The sequence below is a fragment of the Cupriavidus sp. 96C5-1 genome, from assembly GCF_057798855.1.
Window position 1 is genome coordinate 129,296 of the sequence record NZ_JBYOJU010000008.1, and the last position, 13,870, is coordinate 143,165.

Below are 13,870 nucleotides of genomic sequence, written 5' to 3' on the forward strand. Positions count from 1 at the left end.
GATCCCATGCGAGCCTCACCCGCTTGACGAACCGGTTGCCACGGGCGACATATCGACACTTGTTGAACAAGCTGCTCTAGAGGAAGGCGCCGGGTTACTGGTAATTGGCACACACGGCCGTCGCGGTATGCTTCAATTGCTGCTTGCAGCGTCGCCAAGGACTGGTCCGACATTCCAATCTCCCTCCACTTCTGTCTACAACGATCAAATGGTGGTCATCGGGTGCGCAGCAAGTCACGGTGAGACGCGTGGCGACTGGCTCTCACAGTGTCTATGAAGATAGCGAGTCTTCGCCCTTGATCGTGGAATTCGAGAGCGATCTCGAATGCGGCCTGTTCAGCCGAGTGTCGGCATAACAGCGCTGTGAAGCAAAGACAGGTAGAAGCTCTGGTTGGCGCGGCATGCCTGAATCTCACGTCACCAGCGGTGCCCCATGGGCAGACAGCCAGTCGCGAGCGCATACACATGCTCACACGGATAACGGATGCTGCCGGCCACGGGCTGCGGCGGGCAGTCCCGCTCTGCCCTGCGGCTGCCGCACCTCGCCGGAGGAGATTCATCGGACCAAGGCTCTCAATGGCCCGTATCTGCGCCTCATCCCGGACAAACAACGAGCCAGCGAACCCCAGGGCATTGACCGAAATACCTTCAACGCATTCCCTGGATCAAGCAGCCCTGCGGACATGACCAGCAGGTTGTACGGCGCAGACTGGCGTAGTCCGCGGTCGACATCGACCGCCCGCACGCCAACCGCATCGAGCAGTGCGCGGTAGCGCTTGCGCGGCGTGCACGCCATCTCGTGCACGAGCGCCGCAAACAGAACCAGTGGCGCCAACGCAAGCGCAAATGCCAAGTCGGGGACGGCGCCCGGCGATCCGCGCCGACTCCAGCAAGAGGCCGATCGGCAGCGCCAGGCAACTCTCGGCGAACAGCTGCACGAATTGCAGATGTTTGTGGACCTGGCTCGCTCCCGCGGCTGCTCCGCCGTTGCCCCGCGGCAAGCTTCAGCCCTTGCTCAGGATCGTCATTGCCTTGTTCGCATCGTCGAGCGAGTCCACCGACACGTACGCGACAAACTGCGCCCCAATGACGGAGGCAGAGAATCCGCGTAGATTGATTTCGCCTTTCGCAAGCTTGCGGGTCAGCTCGGCCACAATGCCGGGCCGGTCCCCGCCCATGATACGCACCGAATGCAGGCTGTGCGTGACATTAAACCCAGCCTGGGCAGCTGCACGGATTTCCCTGTCGTTCTGCAGCGGTGTCACGAACACGACACCCTTGCCGGGGTCCTCCGGCGTGCGGCGCGCAATCGCGAACTGCAGGTCCGCGCCGGCATCGCGCAAGGTCTCCAGTACCTCCGCAAGGCCGCCGGGCCGGTCCGGTATGGTTGCCGCCCACACGTCCACGCGTTCCACGAGAAGATCGTTGGTCATTGCTCATTCTCCAAAGGTCACCACTACGAATCTAGCGCATGGCGGCCGACAGGCAAGCTCTGGGCTCGGTGGACAGCGGCAGGCCGATTTCCTGGCAACTCCCCGTGCCCGAACTTAATATGGAGTAGTCGTTTCAGGCAGTTATCGCAGGATAGTGGTACCGACACTACCCGGACGGATGCCATGGAAAGTGAAGGGGAATCGTCATGTCTGAAGGCAAATCGCCACGCCATGCTGCAGAGCAGGAATCGGCCGATGTGTCCGAGGCCGAAATTGCGGTCCATTGGCCCGAGGAGGACTACGTCCTGCCGGCCGGCCAGTTCATTGCGCAGGCCTATCTGACCGACCCGGGCGTTTTCGAACGCTTCTCCCTCGATCGTTTCCCCGAGTGCTTCAAGGAGTTCGCAGACCTGCTGGACTGGTACAAATACTGGGAAACGACCGTGGATACCAGCGCCCCGCCGTTCTGGCGCTGGTTCGTCGGCGGCAGGATCAACGCCTGCCACAACTGCGTGGATCGCCACCTCGCCGCGTACAGGAACAAGACCGCGATTCATTTTGTGCCGGAGCCGGAGCATGAGGCGGTGCATCACCTCACCTACCAGGAGCTCTTTGTTCGCGTCAATGAGCTGGCCGCCCTGCTGCGCGAGTTCTGCGACCTGAAGGCCGGCGACCGCGTCACGCTGCATATGCCCATGGTGGCCGAACTGCCCATCACCATGCTCGCATGCGCGCGCATTGGCGTGATTCATTCGCAGGTATTCAGCGGCTTCAGTGGAACGGCCTGCGCCGAGCGCATCGCGGACTCCGAGAGCCGGCTGCTGATCACCATGGACGCCTATCACCGCAGCGGTGAATTGCTCGATCACAAGGAAAAGGCCGACATTGCCGTGGCAGAGGCCGCCAGCGCCGGCCAGCAGGTAGAGAAGGTCCTGATCTGGCAACGCTACCCGGGCAAGTATTCCAGTGCCGCCAGACTGGTAAAGGGCCGCGACGTCATTCTCAATGACGTGCTCGCCGGGTTCCGCGGCAGGCGTGTCGAGCCCGAGCCGATGCCGGCGGAGGCACCGCTGTTCCTGATGTACACGAGCGGCACCACGGGCCGGCCCAAGGGCTGCCAGCATTCCACCGGCGGCTATCTTTCCTACGTGGCATGGACCTCGAAGTACATCCAGGATATCCACCCCGAGGACGTCTACTGGTGCATGGCCGATATTGGCTGGATCACCGGGCATTCCTACATCGTCTATGGCCCGCTCGCGCTCGCCGCCTCGTCTGTCGTCTACGAGGGCGTGCCGACCTGGCCCGACGCAGGCCGGCCCTGGCGTATTGCAGAAAGCCTTGGCGTCAATATCTTCCACACTTCGCCCACCGCAATCCGCGCGCTGCGACGCAACGGGCCCGACGAGCCGGCGAAGTACAACTACCATTTCAAGCACATGACCACGGTCGGCGAGCCGATCGAGCCCGAAGTCTGGAAGTGGTACCACCGTGAAGTAGGCAAGGGCGAGGCGGTCATCGTGGACACCTGGTGGCAAACCGAGAATGGCGGCTTCCTCTGCAGCACGCTGCCGGGCATCCATCCGATGAAGCCCGGCAGCACGGGCCCGGGAATTCCGGGCATTCATCCGGTGATCTTTGACGAGGAAGGCAAGGAGATCCCGGCCGGCTCGGGCAAAGCGGGCAATATCTGCATCCGCAATCCCTGGCCGGGCATATTCCAGACCGTCTGGAAGGATCCGGACCGCTACGTGCGCCAGTACTATGCGCGCTATTGCAAGAATCCCGACAGCAAGGACTGGCGCGACTGGCCGTATATGGCGGGCGATGGCGCAATGCAGGCGGCGGACGGCTACTTTCGCATCCTTGGCCGCATCGACGACGTGATCAACGTTTCCGGCCATCGCCTCGGCACCAAGGAGATCGAATCGGCAGCACTGCTGGTGTCCGAGGTCGCCGAGGCAGCGGTGGTGCCGGTGGCCGACGAGGTCAAGGGCAAGGTGCCTGATCTCTATGTGTCACTCAAGCCGGGACTGTTGCCATCCACGAAGATCGCGAACAAGGTCTCGGCCGCCGTGGTATCCCAGATTGGCGCGATTGCGCGTCCGCATCGGGTCGTGATTGTTCCCGACATGCCCAAGACACGCTCGGGCAAGATCATGCGCCGCGTGCTGGCGGCGATCTCCAACCGGCAGGAGCCTGGCGACGTGTCCACGCTTGCCAATCCAGAGGTCGTCGAGAGGATCAGGGCGCTGGCAACATAGGACGACTACGGCCGTCAATGTCTGACAGCATTGTCAGGTGCGGGCTCGGTCGCGTAAGATGAAACTCTGAGGAAGATTATCGTAATAGTGTTGCAAACTTGATGGGCGCAGCCATGCTGGAGATCCCGCAATCTAGGCGCGCGTGGTCGTCATCCATCTTCCCCCTTATCGAGGCCACGGCGCAAACCGAGGCCCCAATTTTTCTTATCTTATGCGTGGCTCGCTTGCTGATGCAAGGCCGTTCCCAAATAGCTGGACAGAGGCCGCAGCAACGCAAGTTCCGAGTTATTGATCGGGCGGTGGCGTAGGATCGGTGAAGGTCTGCTCGACGAAGTAGCGCAATTGGCCCAGATCAGTTTTCGCGTATGCCGCTGTGGTCTGCACCGAGGCATGGCCGAGCAGCGCCTGTGCGGCGGGCAGCGGTACCTGGTTGGCGACCACCGGCGTGCGGGCGTGAGCGTGGCCAGTGCGTGCTGGCCGCCGCCAGCCGCGCCGCACCGCGCGGGTCGGCGAAGCGCAGCATGCCGGCGCACGCAGCGAAGAATCCCTTGACCTGCTTGGCGAGCGTGACGGTACCGATGCCGGCAGCAACCTCGACGAGGCTAGCGAGCGTGCGCCGGCCCACGGCGCACGCTCGCCCAGGTCAGTGGCATGCACGAGCAGCGCCACGCCGCCCGAGACCCGGTTGGCGCCCGGATCGGCCGGGTGGCCGCAAGCGGCCAAGTACGCCCCCAGCCGCGCGATCACCGCCGGCGGCCCCGGCACCCGGCGCAGCTTGTTGCCCTTGGCCACCACTTCCGGCCACCAGCCCTCGATCCGCGCCATGGTGCCGGGGCGCTCTTCAGCTCGTGGATGCCCTGCCAGGGAGTACCGAATAGCACTACTTATCGGTGAGGCAGCGGTACAGGTCCGCCAACACGCCGCCAGCGTACGATTGGGCGCGCGAATTGAGCGCCCCTCGACTGGGCGCCCAAACCGACTCCATGGAGTTGACCCGTTTTCTTGGACACCCCCTATCTTGAACCGAAGGAGGTGCCCGCCATGCACATGCATCGAATGCCGTATGCCGCGGCGTTCCGGCAACAGATGATTGACCTCGTCCAGGCCGACCATACGCCGGAAGACCTGGCCAAGAAACTTGAACCCGCCGCGCAGACCATTTACAACTGAGTCGCGCAAGCAATCGCGATGCGGCAAGCGTCACAATGGCATCACCACGGTCGAGCGCGAGGAACAGACGCGGGTGCGCCGCAACGTCAAACAGCTCGAGGTGGAGAAAAATGATACTGGCAAAAATCGCGGCCTGGTTTGCCCGGGAGACCGGAACAGTCCCCGAACGAAAATGGCCGCACAAAAATAGTCATGGCAACCGCTTTTGGTTTTGTATAATGAAATCTATTTCATTGAGCGAAATCATTGTATGGAGAATCTTGCGGAGACGAAACTGGCGGCGCATGTTACCGCCCTGCAACTCGCCCCCCTTGCGCAGACCACCCGGGACCGCCTCGCTCAAGCCTTGCTCGACTGGTTCACGGCCGGCTGGTCGGCGAGCCCGATGCCACTGGCGGCGACCATGCGCACGCTGGCCCAGGATTGCACGCCTGGCGAGGGGCATGCCGCGGTGTTCGGCGGGTGCGGCATGGCGGCGCCCGGCGCGGCGTTCGCCAACGCCGCAATCGCGCATCTTCGCGAAATCGACGATGCCCATCGGGCGGCCATGTTGCATCCGGGTGTTATCGCCATTTCGCCGGTGCTGGCGCTGGCTGCCGGGCGTGGCCTGAGCCAACGCCGCGTGGCCGACGCCATCGTGGCCGGCTATGAGGTATCGCTGCGTGTAGGCGAAGCGCTTGGCCCCCGGCATGCGGCCAGCTTCCACGCCACCGCCACCGCCGGCGCGGTGGGTGCCGCGGCAGCGGCCGGCGTGGCGCTAGGTTTGACGACGAAACAGTTGCACCACGCCATGGGCATCGGCGCCACGCAGGCGGCCGGCCTCTGGCAATTGGTCGATGACGACGCCCACGAGTCAAAGTCGCTCCACCCGGCCTTCGCGGTGCGCAACGGTATCCATGCCGCGTTTGCTGCGTGCGCCGGGCTGCCCGGTGCGCGGGCCTTCATGACAGGCAAGCGTGGGCTCTACGCGCTACTGGCCGGCGATGGGCCGCTGGAGGCGCTGGACGGGGACCTGGACGCGCCCGAGCGCATCAACACGGCGACCATTAAGGCATGGCCATGCTGCGCGCAGCTCTTTACGCCGCTGGATGCCACCCGGGCGCTGATGGACGCGCACGCGTTCATGCCGGAGGATATCACCTCGGTCGAGGTGGCGATCTTTCCCCACGCACTCAAGATCGCCGGAGTGATCTGGCCCACCAAGCCCGCCGAGACCTGCTTTAGCCTGCGCTACTTGCTTGCCACGCTATTGCTCAAGGGCAACGTGGGCATCGAGGAGATGGAAACCCCGGAGTTGGGATCGCCGACGCTGCTCGCGCTGGCGAACAGGATCCAGGTCACGACCAACGACGATTTCCAGCTTGCGTTCCCGCACAAGCGTCCCGCCCGCGTCACCATCGTGCTGCGCGATGGCCGGCGCGTTAGCGCGCTGCGCGAGTTGCGGCGCGGCGATCCGGAAGACCCCTTCGACTGGGCCGCGCTGCAGACCCGCATGCGCGCCTTCGCGCCCGCCATGGACGATGCCACGGCTTCCCGCATCGCCGGCTGGTGCGCCGGTTTTGCCGATGCGGGTAGGGACCAAGCATCCTGCACGGTGGCGCCAGCGCTATTTGGAGCGGCCGTGCAGCGCTGAGTCGCTCAGTGGCCGGCGGAAGGCCTGGTGTTGAAACCCTGCAGCGCCAGTTCGCGGCGCACTATGTCTACGGCCTTCAACTGGGCTTCCTCGCTATGGCGCGAGGCGAGCCCGATCACCACCAGCGCGCCCAGGAAAGTGCCGTCGCTCTCAAATACCGGCAGCGCCACCGAGGCCATCTCGGCCACGCGCTCGGAACGCGTCATCGCATAGCCCTTCTCGTGGATGGCTTTCGCCTGCGGTGTGTCGCCGCCGGTGAAAGCATTAAGCACGTGCGCCGAGGACCCGCCGTCGGCCAAGCGGATACGCGTGCCGACCTCCACATGATGTCGCACTTCCTTCGACGTGTTTTCACGGAATAGGCAGACGCGCTCGTTGCCGCTGCGCACATAGAAGGCCACCGTTTCGCCGGTTTCCCGCATGGTGTTGTGCAACACCGGCTGCATGCGCGTGCCGAGATCGAAGGTGCTGCGGTAGAGCATGCCCATATGCAGCAGGGCCGGTCCTGGCGCATAGCTGCCGCTGTCGAAACGGTGCACCATGCGCGCGCGCGTCAGCACGCCGAGCAGGCGCAGCAGCGTGGCCTTGTCCAGCCCTGTGCATTCGGCGAGCTCCCGCAGCGACAGGCGCAAGCGCTCCTCGCTGAAGCATTCGAGGATGGCGATGCCGCGCTCCAGCACGCCGGCCGGCGGCTTGGGCGTGTCTGCAACGCCGCCGTCTTGTTCGCTTTCGGTAACGTCGACTGACTCAGTGGCAGCCAATGCCTTGGCCTTGGCGCCCGCGGACGTTTTGGTGTGTGAAGTCTTCATGTTTTCGGCGCATGTTGGCCACGAAATCCGCGCTTGACACGGGTTTCCTGACTCTCTATAGTTTTGTTCATTAAAACATATTTCATTCAATGAAACAACAAGCGGCGACCAGGCAAGGCGTTGGCCCGAGCGTTTCAGGCATGTCGGACAGCAAGGAGCCTTACCTCCGCTGCAGACTATTGTCGCTGATCGCAAGCCGCTCCCCTGGCAGGCGCAGCGACATTTACCTGAGGCTTCCAGTCCATGCAATCCGGGAGTGATTCCTTTCTCGCTTTGCTGTCCGGCATCGTCGGCACAGCCAACGTCCTCACGCGGGATGTAGATATGGCGCGCTATGTCTCAGACTGGCGCCGCAACTATCCGGGTGCCGCGCGCGCCGTGGTACGGCCAGCTAGCACCAGCGAGGTCGTCCGTGTGGTGGCGGCGTGCGGCTTGCACGGCGTGCCGCTGGTGCCGCAGGGCGGCAATACCGGGCTGGTCGGCGGTTCCACGCCAGATGCTTCGCGCACGGAAGTGGTCTTGAGCCTTGGCCGCATGACCGCAGTGCGCGGCGTCGATCCGCTCAACAACACCATGACGCTGGAAGCGGGCTGCACCGTGCTGGCGGCGCAGGAAGCCGCCGCCGCGCAGGGCCGGCTGTTCCCGTTGTCGCTGGCCTCGGAAGGCAGCGCCACCGTGGGCGGCGTTTTGTCGACCAATGCCGGCGGCGAGCAGGTGCTGCGCTATGGCAATACGCGCGAACTGACCCTTGGCGTTGAAGTGGTGCTGGCAGACGGCCAGGTGCTCGACAGCTTGGCGGGCCTGCGCAAGGACAATACCGGCTACGACCTCAAGCAGCTCTTCATCGGCAGCGAGGGCACGCTGGGCGTGGTGACGGCCGTCACCTTCAAGCTGTTCCCGCCGCCCCGTACTGTCATCACCGCCTGGATGGCGGTGCGCGATCCGCAAGCCGCAGTGGAGATGCTGAGCCGCCTGACCGGCGCCGTGGGCGAGCGGGTCACCGCCTTCGAGCTGATCGGCCGCGAGGCGCTGTCGCAGGTGCTCGCGCACCCGCTGGCGGGCATGCGCGACCCGCTGCCGGACAACTGTGCCTGGGCGGTGCTGTTCGATGTGTCCGAGACCTCGCCGCGGCTCGATCCGCGTCCGGCGGTGGAAGACGTACTGGGCGAGGCCATGGAAGACGGCCTGGTTGCCGACGCCGTGATCGCCGCGTCCGAGCGGCAGGCCCACGAACTGTGGGCGCTGCGCGATCACGTGCCCGAAGCCCAACGCCTGTGCGGTCCGTCGATCAAGCACGACATCTGCGTGGCAACCTCGCTGATTCCCGTCTTTATTGCCGAAGCCGGCGCCGCGCTGGAGCAGGCGATGCCCGGCATCCGCCCGGTGTGCTTCGGCCATGTGGGCGACGGCAACCTGCACTACAACCAGAGCAAGCCCGCCGGCATGGCCGACGATGCCTTCCGTGCGCGCGAGGACGAGGTGCACGAGTTGGTCCACGCCGTGGTTGCGCGCTTGCATGGCTCGATTTCCGCCGAGCACGGCATCGGCCGCCTCAAGCAAGCCGCGCTGCTGCGGTACAAGTCGCCGGTGGCGCTCGACCTGATGGCGCGCGTCAAGACCGCGCTGGATCCCCTGAACACCTTCAACCCCGGGCGCGTGCTGCCGCGCGAGCGCGTGTCCCCGGCCACGTCTTCCTCTCACCGCTAGGACTCCCCATGCCCGTTTCCGTATTCGATATGCAATCGCTCCAGCATCTGTGGGGCACCGAGGAACTGCGCGCCATCTTCTCCGAGGACAACCGCGTGCAGAAGTGGCTGGACTTCGAGGCCGCGCTGGCCGCCGCGCAGGCGGAGCTTGGCATCATCCCGGAGACTGCGGCCAGGGATATCGCCGCGCAGGCAAAGATCGAGAATATCGACCTGGCGCAGATGTCCGCCGAGATCCGCCGCATCAAGCATTCGCTGGTGCCTGCGCTCAAGCAGCTGCAGGCGCGCTGCTCGCGCGAGAATGGCGAGTGGGTGCACTTCGGCGCCACCACGCAGGACGTGGTCGACACGGGCGTGGCGCTGCAGCTCAAGGAGTTCCATGCGGTGGTGATGCGCGACATGAAGGCAGTCGGCACCGAACTGTCGCGTCTGGCCGGCGCCCACCGCGACACGCCCATGGCAGGCCGCACCCATGGCGTGCAAGCGCTGCCGATCACCTTTGGCCACAAGTGCGCGATCTGGCTCGACGAACTCGGGCGCCACCACCAGCGCCTGAAGGAATGCGAAGCGCGCGTGCTGGTCGGCATGGTGGCTGGCGCGGTTGGCAGCCAGGCGTCGCTCGGCGAGCAGGCGGCAGAAGTCGAACGCCGCACGCTAGCCAAGCTCGGCCTCGGCACGCCGGCGATCAGCTGGGCCCCGGCGCGCGACCGTTTCACCGAATACGCGCTGCTGCTGGCCATGATCGGCTCCACGCTGTCGAAGATCGGCAACGAGCTGTTCAATATGCAGCGCAACGAATTCTCCGAAGTGGAAGAGGCCTTCTCCGATGGCAAGCTGGGTTCCTCCACCATGCCGCACAAGCGCAACCCCACCTCGGCCGAGAACCTGGCGGGCCTGTCGCGGCCACTGCGCTACAGCGCCGCCATGATGCTCGAAGGCATGGTGCAGGAAGGCGAGCGCGACGGCATTGCCTGGAAGATGGAATGGAAGGCGCTGCCGGAGTGCTGCATGATCGCCGGCGCCATGCTGTTCCAGGCCAGGAACCTGCTGGCCGGCCTGCGCGTGGATGCCGCCAGCATGGCCACCAACCTCGACCGCATGCGCGGCTACCTGCTGTCCGAGCACGTCATGATCGAGCTTGGCGCCCGCGTGGGCAAGCAGACCGCGCACGAGTGGATCTACGAAGCGTCGATGCATGGCATCAGCCACAAGCTCGACTTTGCCGAGGCCATGCGCGGCCACAAGCACCTGGCCGAAGTGCTCGGCGAAGCGGAAATCGTACGCCTGACCGACCCCGCCGGCTACCTGGGGCAGTGCGCTGCCGCGGTTGACCGCGTGATCGCGCAGCAGCAAAGCGGCTGGCTCGGCCACTGAGCCGGCACGGCACGCATCCCATAACAGGCGGAGGCGACAGACACCATGGCAAGTTCTTTTCCCGGCGCGCGCGGGCTGTGCCGCGCGGCGCTGGCCCTGCTGCTCGGCGCAGCGGGCTTCGCGCAAACCGCGCAGGCCGCGTATCCCGACCAGCCCATCAAGCTGGTGGTCGGCTTTCCGCCGGGCGGTGGCGGCGATCTCTACGGCCGCCTGATCGCCAACGCCATGAGCAAGTCGCTGGGGCAGACCGTGGTGGTGGAGAACCGGGCCGGCGCGGGCGGCAACATCGCCGCCGACGTGGTCGCCAAGTCCAGGCCGGACGGCTACACCATCCTGCTGGCGATGAGCGGCAACCTGGCCGTATCCCCCGCGCTGAAGCCGTCCACGCTGCCGTACAAGGTGCCCGACGACTTCACGCCGATCGGGCTGATCCTCGAGGCGCCGCACGGCCTGTTCGTGGCCGGCAATTCGAAGTTCCCCGATGCCAGGACGGTGCTGGCCACCGCGAGGAAGCGCACGCTCAGCTTTGCCTCCACCGGCACCGGCGCCGCCGCGCATATCGGCATGGAGATGGTCAAGCAGCGCGCCGGCGTCGACATGCTGCACGTGCCCTACAAGGGCTCTGGCCCCGCCATCACGGACCTGATCGGCGGCCAGGTAGACATGTTCTTCGCCACGGCGTCGCCGCTGATGGGACAGGTCAGGCAGGGCCAGTTGCGCGTGCTCGCTCTGACCGGCGCGCAGCGCAGCCCCGCGCTGCCCGAGGTGCCCACCTTCAAGGAGCTCGGCGTCGACGTGGTGGTGACGCAGTGGTACGGCCTGGCCGCGCCGGCGGGCACGCCGCAGGCCGTGGTGAAGACGCTGTCCGAGCATCTTTCCCGCGCGCTGGAGCAGCCGGACGTGCAGCAGGCCATCCGCAAGGACGCGGCCATGGAACGCAAGCTGCCGCTGGATGCTTTCCGCCGCTACATCGTCGAAGACATCGCGCGCTACAAGAGCGCCGCCACGCCTGAACTGCTCACGCAGATCGCGCAATAACGGATTGCGGATCCCCTGCCTGTCTCGAAAATGGATGTCGATAAAGGATGCCACCATGCTGCAGAACTGGACTGAAACGCTCTCCAACAACCGCAAGGCCGCCGGCCAGCTGGCGGCGCACAACCCGCAGATGCTGACCGCCTTCCGCGCACTGAACGAAGCGCAGGGCGCCACCGGCACGCTGGACGCCAAGACCCGCGAACTGATCGCGCTGGCGGTCGCCGTCACCACCCGCTGCGACGGCTGCATAGCCGCTCACGCGGCGGCGGCGCGCAAGGCCGGCGTCACGGAGGCGGAATTGGCCGAGGCGCTGGGCACCGCCATCGCGCTGAACGCGGGCGCCGCCTACGTCTACTCCCTGCGCGCGATGGACGCGCTGGATACTTTCAAGGAATAAGCAGAGCACATGCCCATGACCTACCAGACCCTGATTTCCGCCAATGCACTGGCGCGCGAGCTCGACGGCGCGCAGCCGGGCTCCCTGCTGGTGCTCGACTGCAGCTTCGAGTTGACCGATGCGCAGGCTGGCCGGCGCGCCTACGACGCCGGTCATATTCCAGGGGCCCGCTACGTGCACCTGGAAGACACGCTGAGTGCGCCAAAGAACGGCCGCAACGGCCGCCATCCGCTTCCCGCGCCAGAAGCCTTCGTGCGCGCGCTGGCAGCCCTCGGCGCCGGCGACCATACCCAGGTGGTGGCCTACGACAACGCCGGCGGCATGTACGCTGCGCGCCTGTGGTGGATGTTGCGCTGGATCGGCCACGGCACCGTGGCCGTCCTGGATGGCGGCCTGGCCGCCTGGAATGCGGCGGGCCTGCCCCTCGCCGGCGAAGCGCCGCCGCCGCCAGTGGCCGGCACCCTGAGCCTGCGTGCGCCACTGGCCGGCACGGTCTCCTACGGGACGCTGTGCGCCAACCTGGACAGCGGCGAACGGCTGGTGCTCGACGCGCGCGCGCCAGACCGCTTCCGCGGCGAGAACGAGACCATGGATCCCGTCGGCGGCCATATTCCCGGCGCGCGCAACCGCCTGTTCCGCGACAACCTCGACGCCAGCGGCAACTTCAAGCCCGCCGCCCGGCTGCGCGAGGAACTCCTGGCGCTGGTGGACGGACGCCAGCCCGCCGAACTCGTCAGCCAGTGCGGTTCGGGCGTGACCGCTTGCCACAACCTGCTGGCGCTGGAGATCGCAGGCTTGCCCGGCGCCGTGCTGTACCCCGGCTCGTGGAGTGAATGGTGCGCCCAGCCCGGCGCGCGTATCGCCACAGGCGCGGCCACCTGAGGCGAACGGCCCTGTGCGCGGCAGGCATGACTCTGCCGATAGCCGAGCCGGCCGCGCGCCGCTGAATTCCGCATCCGGACCCGCTTACCGACGATAGATCGCACCGGCCGGATGTCGCCAGACAAGACAGACATCGTGAGGAGACAACCCGAGATGCATTGCCCTGATTCCCTGTTTCGCCGCGTCAGCCGTCATGCCGCGAGCTTGGCAGCGTGCTGCGCCGTGGCCGCCGTGCTGGGCACCCTTGGCGCCGGCAGCGCACTGGCCGCGTATCCCGACCAGCCGATCCGCCTGGTGATCGGCTTTCCGCCCGGCGGCGGTGGCGACCTGTACGGCCGCACGCTGGCCAACGAACTGTCCCGCCAGATCGGCCAGACGGTAGTGGTGGACAACAAGCCCGGCGCCGGCGGCAATATCGCCGCCGAAAGCGTGGCGCGTGCCAAGCCCGACGGCTACACGCTGCTGCTGGCGATGAGCGGCAACCTGGGCAGCGCGCCGGCCATCCGCGCCAACCTGCCTTACCGTGTGCCAGAGGATTTCGTGCTGATCAGCCAACTGGTGGAAACGCCGTTCGGCCTGCTGGTGAGCGCCAATTCCAGGTTCAAGACGATCCAGGACTATGTGGCGCAGGCGCGCAAGGGCAAGACCACCTATGCCTCCACCGGTACCGGCGGCGCGGCGCAGATCACCATGGAAATGGTCAAGCAGCAGGCCAATCTCGACATCCTGCATATCCCGTACAAAGGCTCGGGGCCGGCTGTGACCGACCTGATCGGTGGTCAGGTCGACAGCCTGTTCGCACCCTATACCCCGCTGATGGGCCAGGTCTCCGCTGGCAAGCTGCGCCTGCTGGCGATCAGCGCGGCCAAGCGCATTCCCGCGATGCCGGATGTGCCGACGCTCAAGGAGTCCGGCATCGACGTGACGATGACGCAGTGGTACGGCCTGGCCGCGCCCGCGGGCACGCCCAAGGAGGTGGTCGACACGCTGGCGCGCCATGTCAAGACCGCGCTCCAGCAGCCGGACCTGCTGCGCGTCTACCGCGCCGACGGCGCACAGGAGTCCACGCTCAGCGGCGACGCGTTCCGCAAGTTCGTCGTGGGCGACATCGCCAGGTACCGCCGCGCGGTCGAACGTGGCCACCTGACGGCGGAGTAGGACGCC

Annotated in this window: 14 protein-coding genes; 9 read left to right on the top strand and 5 right to left on the bottom strand. The window is 65.9% G+C overall.

Translation table 11 applies throughout. The annotated features are described in order from the left end of the window. Positions 1–215: 215 nt before the first annotated feature. From AC3FOF_RS12405 to AC3FOF_RS12415, 3 genes are read right to left on the bottom strand one after another with little or no spacing between them, the layout of a single operon-like run. Positions 216–644, bottom strand: a complete 429-nt coding sequence (locus AC3FOF_RS12405) for a hypothetical protein (RefSeq protein WP_488726811.1) — start codon at positions 642–644, stop codon at positions 216–218. 21 nt (positions 645–665) lie between these two features. Continuing rightward, positions 666–1,001, bottom strand: a complete 336-nt coding sequence (locus AC3FOF_RS12410; protein WP_488726760.1) for a hypothetical protein — start codon at positions 999–1,001, stop codon at positions 666–668. 3 nt (positions 1,002–1,004) lie between these two features. Beyond that, positions 1,005–1,433, bottom strand: a complete 429-nt coding sequence (locus AC3FOF_RS12415; RefSeq protein WP_488726761.1) for an ACT domain-containing protein — start codon at positions 1,431–1,433, stop codon at positions 1,005–1,007. A 206-nt stretch (positions 1,434–1,639) separates the two neighbouring features. Here AC3FOF_RS12415 and acs point away from each other — a divergent pair, with 206 nt between their 5' ends. Then, the gene (gene acs / locus AC3FOF_RS12420) at positions 1,640–3,697 is read left to right on the top strand and encodes an acetate--CoA ligase (protein ID WP_488726762.1); all 2,058 of its coding nucleotides are present in this window, start codon (positions 1,640–1,642) and stop codon (positions 3,695–3,697) included. 285 nt (positions 3,698–3,982) lie between these two features. Here the strand turns inward: acs and AC3FOF_RS12425 are convergent, their stop codons facing one another. Then, positions 3,983–4,522 carry a hypothetical protein gene (locus AC3FOF_RS12425; RefSeq protein ID WP_488726763.1) on the bottom strand — a complete coding sequence of 180 codons (540 nt, stop codon included), beginning with the start codon at positions 4,520–4,522 and terminating at the stop codon, positions 3,983–3,985. 177 nt (positions 4,523–4,699) lie between these two features. On the opposite strand from AC3FOF_RS12425, the gene AC3FOF_RS12430 reads away from it, so the two are divergent. After that, positions 4,700–4,867 (top strand): hypothetical protein, encoded by a 168-nt coding sequence (locus AC3FOF_RS12430; protein ID WP_488726764.1) that lies wholly within the window; start codon positions 4,700–4,702, stop codon positions 4,865–4,867. A 250-nt stretch (positions 4,868–5,117) separates the two neighbouring features. After that, positions 5,118–6,500 (top strand): MmgE/PrpD family protein, encoded by a 1,383-nt coding sequence (locus AC3FOF_RS12435; RefSeq protein ID WP_488726765.1) that lies wholly within the window; start codon positions 5,118–5,120, stop codon positions 6,498–6,500. A 5-nt stretch (positions 6,501–6,505) separates the two neighbouring features. On the opposite strand, the gene AC3FOF_RS12440 is transcribed toward AC3FOF_RS12435, so the two are convergent. Next, positions 6,506–7,309, bottom strand: a complete 804-nt coding sequence (locus AC3FOF_RS12440; protein ID WP_276267952.1) for an IclR family transcriptional regulator — start codon at positions 7,307–7,309, stop codon at positions 6,506–6,508. A gap of 243 nt (positions 7,310–7,552) precedes the next feature. Here AC3FOF_RS12440 and AC3FOF_RS12445 point away from each other — a divergent pair, with 243 nt between their 5' ends. From AC3FOF_RS12445 to AC3FOF_RS12470, 6 genes are all read left to right on the top strand, one after another. Next, positions 7,553–9,016, top strand: coding sequence for an FAD-binding oxidoreductase (locus AC3FOF_RS12445; RefSeq protein ID WP_488726766.1), 1,464 nt, complete (start codon positions 7,553–7,555; stop codon positions 9,014–9,016). Between the two features lie 8 nt (positions 9,017–9,024). Continuing rightward, positions 9,025–10,389 (top strand): adenylosuccinate lyase, encoded by a 1,365-nt coding sequence (gene purB, locus AC3FOF_RS12450; RefSeq protein ID WP_488726767.1) that lies wholly within the window; start codon positions 9,025–9,027, stop codon positions 10,387–10,389. Between the two features lie 45 nt (positions 10,390–10,434). Continuing rightward, the gene (locus AC3FOF_RS12455) at positions 10,435–11,427 is read left to right on the top strand and encodes a Bug family tripartite tricarboxylate transporter substrate binding protein (RefSeq protein ID WP_488726768.1); all 993 of its coding nucleotides are present in this window, start codon (positions 10,435–10,437) and stop codon (positions 11,425–11,427) included. A gap of 55 nt (positions 11,428–11,482) precedes the next feature. After that, on the top strand, positions 11,483–11,824 hold the full coding sequence (locus AC3FOF_RS12460) for a carboxymuconolactone decarboxylase family protein (RefSeq protein ID WP_035815155.1): 342 nt from the start codon (positions 11,483–11,485) through the stop codon (positions 11,822–11,824). A gap of 9 nt (positions 11,825–11,833) precedes the next feature. Further along, positions 11,834–12,706, top strand: a complete 873-nt coding sequence (locus AC3FOF_RS12465; protein WP_488726769.1) for a sulfurtransferase — start codon at positions 11,834–11,836, stop codon at positions 12,704–12,706. A 153-nt stretch (positions 12,707–12,859) separates the two neighbouring features. Next, entirely contained in the window at positions 12,860–13,864 is a 1,005-nt protein-coding gene (locus AC3FOF_RS12470; RefSeq protein WP_276267947.1) for a Bug family tripartite tricarboxylate transporter substrate binding protein, read from the top strand. Positions 13,865–13,870: the final 6 nt, after the last annotated feature.

Bases quoted from the DNA above. Each gene is read 5' to 3' on its own strand.
- AC3FOF_RS12435 (WP_488726765.1), top strand. From the start codon at position 5,118: ATGGAGAATCTTGCGGAGACGAAACTGGCGGCGCATGTTACCGCCCTG.
- AC3FOF_RS12470 (WP_276267947.1), top strand. From the start codon at position 12,860: ATGCATTGCCCTGATTCCCTGTTTCGCCGCGTCAGCCGTCATGCCGCG.
- AC3FOF_RS12465 (WP_488726769.1), top strand. From the start codon at position 11,834: ATGCCCATGACCTACCAGACCCTGATTTCCGCCAATGCACTGGCGCGC.
- AC3FOF_RS12445 (WP_488726766.1), top strand. From the start codon at position 7,553: ATGCAATCCGGGAGTGATTCCTTTCTCGCTTTGCTGTCCGGCATCGTC.
- AC3FOF_RS12415 (WP_488726761.1), bottom strand. From the start codon at position 1,433: ATGACCAACGATCTTCTCGTGGAACGCGTGGACGTGTGGGCGGCAACC.
- purB (WP_488726767.1), top strand. From the start codon at position 9,025: ATGCCCGTTTCCGTATTCGATATGCAATCGCTCCAGCATCTGTGGGGC.
- AC3FOF_RS12440 (WP_276267952.1), bottom strand. From the start codon at position 7,309: ATGAAGACTTCACACACCAAAACGTCCGCGGGCGCCAAGGCCAAGGCA.
- acs (WP_488726762.1), top strand. From the start codon at position 1,640: ATGTCTGAAGGCAAATCGCCACGCCATGCTGCAGAGCAGGAATCGGCC.
- AC3FOF_RS12455 (WP_488726768.1), top strand. From the start codon at position 10,435: ATGGCAAGTTCTTTTCCCGGCGCGCGCGGGCTGTGCCGCGCGGCGCTG.
- AC3FOF_RS12460 (WP_035815155.1), top strand. From the start codon at position 11,483: ATGCTGCAGAACTGGACTGAAACGCTCTCCAACAACCGCAAGGCCGCC.
- AC3FOF_RS12425 (WP_488726763.1), bottom strand. From the start codon at position 4,522: ATGGCGCGGATCGAGGGCTGGTGGCCGGAAGTGGTGGCCAAGGGCAAC.